A 6413-nucleotide genomic window follows, 5' to 3' on the forward strand; every position below is an offset into this window, starting at 1 on the left:
GCCGGAGGGAGCGAGCACAAGCTTGATCATCTGCCGCACGCTCGGAGAATCGTCGACAGTCAGAATTGCCGCCATGCCACTCAAGCCCTGTTGATGAGAATGCAGTCACCGAACTGCGCGGGCGAGATGCCTGCCCGCACCAGCGCAGCGTTCAAGATGTCCGAAGGAGCCTGCAGCCAGATGCGCTTGCCCGCCGCTCGTGCGGTCCGGCCAGCCGAAATCAGAAGCTGCAATCCGGCGAGATCGATCACGGCAAGGGCCGAACAATCGATTTCGACCTCAGCCTCGGCCTGAACAGCAGAGGTCATCTGATCAAACAGATGACCTACCATTCGTAGCGAGCAATCTGCTGGAAGCATTAACGTCAGCACGAATTGAACCTTCTATATCTTGACCTTCGTTCCTTATGACCAACAAGATTCAATCTCCGACCGCGCACGAAATTCTGCCGAATTACAGCAGGATTACATACAAACAATCGAGATAGTTTAGGTCTGAAACGTTTGATAGGGCCAATCTTTACCTTCAATTCTGATCGATATATTAACCGCGAATCAGATATTGCGCTGTTTGTCAGGCAGTTGCGCCCGGCGAATCCAGTTTGCGCAATCTGTCCTCTCGCTTCGCCTACTGTAAAAAATCGTCGGCGGATTCAGGCAATCCGGTCGGCCTAGGGGCTTTCAGATGGGTCGACACCTGCGATGTCGGAAGCTGCCATGCAGCCARGGGCTCGCCAGTACGCTTGCTTCCGCCGGCGATCTGTGCCGCGAGCCGAGGTCGAGAACGGTGTGATGACGCGCGCCCATCACCGCTCGACAGCGCGGCGCCAGACGCTGCTTCATTTCGTCACCCATGACCCTCACGAAGCCATGGACCACTTTGCAGCATGCGGAGTGAGCCTCTCGATCTCGCCGCAGAATGAGTCCTCTGGACGAATTGAGATCAATGCACTGAATCAAGCGTCGGACGGGATTGTCCTTACCCGTACGAGTTTCGAGAATGCCGTCGAAATCCAGCCACGGCAAAGTCCATGGGGATATCAGCTGCTGGTGGCGCTCAAGGGTTCGACGAGCATCGAGCTCGGAGATCGCGTCATTCGCTGCGAAAAGCAGCAGGCCGCGATCTTCGATGTGGKCGAGACCAAGGCGCTGCATCGTTCAGCCCATTCGGAAAACTATTCCGTTCTCATCGACAGAAACCTGCTGACCAACCGTCTGTTCGAACTGACCGGGGCGCCGGTCATGCGCAAGCTCAGCTTCGAGCCTGAGCTTGATCTGGAGCAGCCCTCAGTCGACGCCCTGCGTCGCTTCCTCGTGGGGCTCGACCTTTCGATGCTGGTCCGGTTGCTGCAGGATGCTCCACATGGCGCGAGGCGCCTGAGCGCCTTGCTGGCAGACCTCATCCTGGAGGTGTTGCCCCATAATCACGCCAAGGCGCTGGAACGGGGCTCGCATGTCATCGCCCCAAAGCACGTCAAGCGGACCATCGAATTCATCCGGGAGAATGCCCGCAGGCCGATCACCCCCGAGCAGCTTGCGGCGGTCGCCGGCGTCAGCCTGCGGGCCCTGCAATACGGCTTTCAGAAGTTCCTGGGGATGTCGATCTCCGAGTACGAGCGCTCGGTGCGGCTAGAGGCCGTCAAACGCGAGATCGAGGGCCATTCCGGCGAACGCGTCGGCGAGATTGCGCGGCGTTGGCGCTTCTCCAATTTCACGCGCTTCAATACGCAGTTCGAAGCAGCCTTTGGCCTAAGCGCGGTGGCACTGCGCACCCAGCTCAGCCAGCTGCCGCAACCGAAGGGAGCCGTGAAGCCCTAGATGCCGAAGCGACGAAGGGGGCTCGCCGGGGATCTCCGGGACAGGAATTCGAGCTTAGCGACTTCAACCGTCAAACAGGCGGCTCAGGCGCCACGCTCCAGCTCCGCCGCCGCAAAGGCGACATGGTAGAGGACGCGCGTCGGGACGATATCCTCGCGCGAACCACCGTCAGGACCGAGGCGGTTCGCCCAGAGCAGTGCGCCGTTGCCGAAGAAGAGCTCCCGGATCTCCGTGAAGTGACGTTCCGCGCGCTTCGCCGCGTCGCCGTCGCCGAAATGCCGCGCCMGCGCGATCTCGGCTTTCACATACTCGGTCTGCGGCCACAGCAGACGATCGAGAGACAGAGGATCGCCTGCTGCGCTCATCGCCTCGATGACCCCCACCCGGCCATCCGCGAAGCCCCGAACGCCATGCTGCATTGCCGAGGCGTAGAGCCGCTCGATGGGGGCAAGCACCCGATCATCGGCAGAGAGAGCATGGTATTCGAGCAGGAGCCAGACCCATTCGAAATGGTGACCCGGCTCGCGCCAGTCGCCCTTTTCCCCCGGGCAGGGCGCCAGGTCCTCGGTCATGAACTCGATCAGCGAACCGGTACGCACGTCGAAGAAATGCGCCAGGAAGAGATCGACGATGCCCCGCGCCCGCAGAAGCCACTCGGCTTCGCCGGTGACCCGGCATGCGGCAAGCAGCGCCTCGAGCAGGTGCATATGCGGGTTCTGGCGACGAGGGCCAGCGGAGGGCTCGAGGCTCTCGCGATAGCCGCCGGCCGGATGAGCCATCCGATCGTCGAGAAAGGCGATGGTCTCGCGCAGAACGGAACGATAGCCGGCATCGCCGGTCACGTGCTCCATCCAGGCAGAGGCGAAGGCCACGAAGGCATGATCGTAGAAGTCGCGGGTCGCCCCTTCGGGCCCGGTGCTCTGCCTGAAGCCGCCATCCGCCGAGCGCAACGCGTCGACGATCACGGCGAAGGCATCCTTCGCGGCCTTCAGCGCCCAGTCGCCCGGCACACCGAGCTTGTGTGCCACTGCAAAGCTGTAGGCAAGGCGAGCCTGGACCAGCAGCATCCGCGGCTGCCCGATCAAAGGCTCGCCGGATCCAGACAGCCCGCTCACGAAACCGCCGATGGGATGACGGGCAACCCGCGCCCAGCCTGGAAGCAGTTCCTCGGTCAGCCAGCGTCCGGCGCGGCCTCTGCGAGAAGCGAAATCAGGCATTCCGGCTGCCGCAGGATTCATCGTCACGTCTTCAAGCCACGCCATGTGTCGCCAGCAGATGCCGCATCCGTGCGACAGCCTTCTCGGGATCTATCAGGATGCCGGCCTGATCGGCCAGCCTGAAGACCCGCGAGAGATGCAGAATCGAGCGCGTGCTCTCCTGCCCGCCCAGCATTGTGAAATGGTCCTGATGACCGTTGAGCCAGGCGATGAAGACCACACCCGTCTTGTAGAAGCGTGTCGGGGCCGTGAAGATTTCGCGGCTGAGCGGAACGGTCGCCGCCAGTGTCCTGCGAAAGCGCTCCTGCTCGCCGCGCGCAAGATCGCCCAGCGCCGCGTTCACAGCCGGCGCAATCGGGTTGAAGATGCCAAGCAGCGCATCGGAGTGCCCGTGCTCGTCTCCCTCGATCAGCTCGGCGTAGTTGAAGTCGTCCCCGGTGAACATGCGCACTCCGGCCGGCAGGCGGCGGCGCATCAAGATTTCCTTGTCCTTGTCGAGCAGGGAGATCTTGATGCCGGCAACCTTGTCGGAATGGGCAGCGATGATGTCGAGCACCGTAGCCATGGTGGTCTCGAATTCGGCCCCGCCCCAGTAGCCTGCCAGGGCGGGATCGAACATGTCGCCGAGCCAGTGCAGGACGACCGGCTCGCGCACCTGCGACAGGATGCGCCCATAGACGCGGGCATAATCGGCCGGCCCGCGTGCCGCGGCGGCCAGCGCGCGCGACGCCATCAGGATGATGCGCCCACCGAGCGCTTCGACGGCCTCGCACTGGGTCTCATAGGCCCGCAGCACGTCATCGACCGTGACGCCCGGCCCCGGCTCCAGGTGGTCGGTTCCGACGCCCGAAGCGATCAGCGCCCCCGGGAAATCCCGGCTCGCCTCGACGCTGCGGCGGACGAGCTCCAGCGCCGAAGGCCAGCCAAGTCCCATACCGCGCTGCGCGGTATCCATCGCTTCGGCGACACCAAGACCCAGCGACCAGAGATGCCGGCGGAAGGCGATGGTGCGCTCCCAATCGATCGCTGCATCGAGCCAGGGATCGTGCTCGGCCGATGCATCCACCACGACATGGGGCGCAGCATAGGCCACGCGTGTGAACGGGCCCTCGTGCCGCTCGAAGGCGCGCGCCGGCGACAGGCTGAAGGTTTCGCTGCGCCCAGGCGCGACGGGTAGGACAAGGTTCGGCATTGAAGACCTCGGCGCTGTCACAAGCGGTGGAGATGGAGCCCGCCATCGACATGGAAGGCGTCGCCCGTGCTGAAGGGGAGTGCGCCGGTAGCAAGGGAGGCGACGGTGCGAGCGACATCCTCGACCTCGCCCCAGCGGGCAACCGGGGTCAGGCCGTCGGCGATCATCGCGTCATAGCGCGCGGAGACGGGCGCGGTCATTGGCGTATGAATCACGCCGGGCCGGATCTCGTGGCACATGATGCCATGTTCGGCGAGCCGCAAGGCAAAGAGCTTGACCATCATCGAGGCGCCCGCCTTGGAGATGCAGTATGCGCCGCGCTCGGGTGACGCCAGAATCGCGCTCGCGGAGGTGACAGTGATGATGCTGCGCGCGGTGCCAGGCGATGCGGCCTCGCCTGCCATGCGCCGGGCGATCGCCTGCGTCAGCAGGAACGTGCCGCGCAGGTTGATCCCCATCACATGATCGAACTCGTCAGCGCCACCTTCGAGAAGGTCGCCGCGCTGGCGCATCGGCACGCCGGCATTGTTGACATGGCAATGCAGCGGGCCAAGCGCGCCGGCCATGCTGTCGCCGATCCGCGCAGCGTCTGCTCCGATATCACCGGCGACCAGCGCATGGCTGCGACCGCACGCGACCACAGCCGCCGCGGTCTCTGCCAATGCCTCTTCGCTGAGATCGTTCAGGACGAGATCGAAGCCGGCCCTGGCCAGCGCGATCGCGATGGCCTGACCGATGCCKCGGCCTGCTCCCGTGACGCTGGCGATGGCCATGTCTCAGAGCCCCTGCCAGTTCGGAGCCCGCTTCTCGCGGAATGATGCCAGCCCCTCGCGCGCATCCTGCGTCGCCGACGCAATCGCTCCGCCCAGCGCCTCGAGCGCGCGTGACGGCGCATCGTTCTCATGCACCGAGAGCGCCAGCTTCGCAGCCGCGACCGCGACCGGTGCGCGTCCCGCGATCAGGTCCGCCAGGCGCGAAGCCTCGGCGCGTGCCCCTTCGCCTTCGAAGACACCGTTGACGAGCCCCCAGCCTTCCGCCCGCGCCGCATCGATCCGCTCACCGGAGAAGATCATCTGCTTGGCGCGAGGCAGCCCGACCGCGCGCGGCAGGCGCCCGGTTCCGCCCCAGCCCGGCAGTGTCCCGATCGAAACCTCAGGCATCGCGAACATCGCCTGATGCGACGCAATCCTGATATCGCAGCACAGCGCGAGTTCGAGGCCGCCACCAAAGCAGGCGCCCTCGACGACCGCGAGCGTCGGAACGCGCAACGCAGCGAGACGGCCAAACGCGGAATGACCGGGCACGATCCAGCGCTGCCACATCTCGATMGGCGTCAGGCCCGACCACGCATTGATATCGGCCCCCGCGCAGAAGGCCTTGCCCTCTGCCAGCAGCACGGCACAGCGAATGGCCGGGTCGGCCTCGATGGCGTCGCAGGCACGGATCAGTCCGTCGAGCATCGCCGGCGTCAAGGCATTGAGCTTGGCCGCGCGCCGCAAGGTGATGCTGGCGACAGGTCCCCGGACGTCGAATGAAAGCTCTTCGCTCATGGCCTGACTCCAAGGACGAGACCCATCGGGGCCGGATCGAACAGGCGAGGATCCATCGGCCTGAGATCGKCGGCGACCCTAAGCGGAATATCCGCCTGCTCCAGAACGTCGCGCTTCAGGTCGATGCCGTTGGCGATCTCGATCACCTCCGGCCCCTCATCGGTGAGGCGCAAAACGCAGCGCTCGGTGACATAGAGTACGTCCGTGCCAACGCTTCGGCTGCGGCGGCCGCTGAAGGTGACATGCTCGGCCTCCGGCACGAACTTCCTGAGCTTGCCTTCGCGCTTGATGGTCAAACCGCCATCGGCAATCGCAACATCGAGCCCACCCGTGGTGAAGGTTCCGCTGAAGACAACGCGCTTGGCGTGAGCCGTGATGTCGACGAACCCACCGGCGCCAGCCGTCAGATAGGGCCTCGAGCCCAGCCGCGAGACATTGACGTCGCCCGCGGCGGAAATCTGGAGGAAGGAGAGCAGCGCGCAGTCGAAGCCGCCCCCCTGGAAATAGGTGAACTGCTGGGGTGAAGGCAGGATGGCGTCGGCATTGGCCGCGCATCCGAAGGCAAAGCCTGTCAACGGCATGCCGCCGACCGCACCCTGCTCGATAGCCCAGGTGACGCTGCCGGCCTGCCCTTCGG

Annotated in this window: 6 protein-coding genes and 1 pseudogene; 1 reads left to right on the plus strand and 6 read right to left on the minus strand. The window is 64.6% G+C overall.

Annotated elements, in window-relative coordinates; translation table 11 throughout:
• Nucleotides 1-80: 80 nt before the first annotated feature.
• Nucleotides 81-371 (minus strand): STAS domain-containing protein, encoded by a 291-nt coding sequence (locus AC1DJT_RS33130; protein ID WP_441507867.1) that lies wholly within the window; start codon nucleotides 369-371, stop codon nucleotides 81-83.
• A 498-nt stretch (nucleotides 372-869) separates the two neighbouring features.
• Here AC1DJT_RS33130 and AC1DJT_RS33135 point away from each other — a divergent pair, with 498 nt between their 5' ends.
• Nucleotides 870-1817, plus strand: a complete 948-nt coding sequence (locus AC1DJT_RS33135) for a helix-turn-helix transcriptional regulator (protein ID WP_476835735.1) — start codon at nucleotides 870-872, stop codon at nucleotides 1815-1817.
• 83 nt (nucleotides 1818-1900) lie between these two features.
• Here AC1DJT_RS33135 and AC1DJT_RS33140 read toward each other — a convergent pair whose 3' ends face one another.
• The 5 genes and pseudogenes from AC1DJT_RS33140 to AC1DJT_RS33160 all read right to left on the minus strand — a co-directional run.
• On the minus strand, nucleotides 1901-3034 hold the full coding sequence (locus AC1DJT_RS33140) for an AGE family epimerase/isomerase (RefSeq protein WP_476835734.1): 1134 nt from the start codon (nucleotides 3032-3034) through the stop codon (nucleotides 1901-1903).
• 31 nt (nucleotides 3035-3065) lie between these two features.
• Nucleotides 3066-4226: a dihydrodipicolinate synthase family protein gene (locus AC1DJT_RS33145; protein ID WP_441507864.1), complete on the minus strand. Its 1161-nt coding sequence runs from the start codon at nucleotides 4224-4226 to the stop codon at nucleotides 3066-3068.
• Between the two features lie 17 nt (nucleotides 4227-4243).
• Nucleotides 4244-4999 carry a 3-ketoacyl-ACP reductase gene (locus AC1DJT_RS33150; RefSeq protein WP_441507863.1) on the minus strand — a complete coding sequence of 252 codons (756 nt, stop codon included), beginning with the start codon at nucleotides 4997-4999 and terminating at the stop codon, nucleotides 4244-4246.
• A gap of 3 nt (nucleotides 5000-5002) precedes the next feature.
• Nucleotides 5003-5776 (minus strand): enoyl-CoA hydratase/isomerase family protein, encoded by a 774-nt coding sequence (locus tag AC1DJT_RS33155; RefSeq protein WP_441507862.1) that lies wholly within the window; start codon nucleotides 5774-5776, stop codon nucleotides 5003-5005.
• Nucleotides 5773-6413 (minus strand): annotated as a pseudogene (locus AC1DJT_RS33160) (acyl CoA:acetate/3-ketoacid CoA transferase); the annotation flags it as partial. The pseudogene AC1DJT_RS33160 and the gene AC1DJT_RS33155, both read right to left, overlap by 4 nt.

It is taken from the genome of Allobosea sp. 05T422_2 (assembly GCF_056396265.1).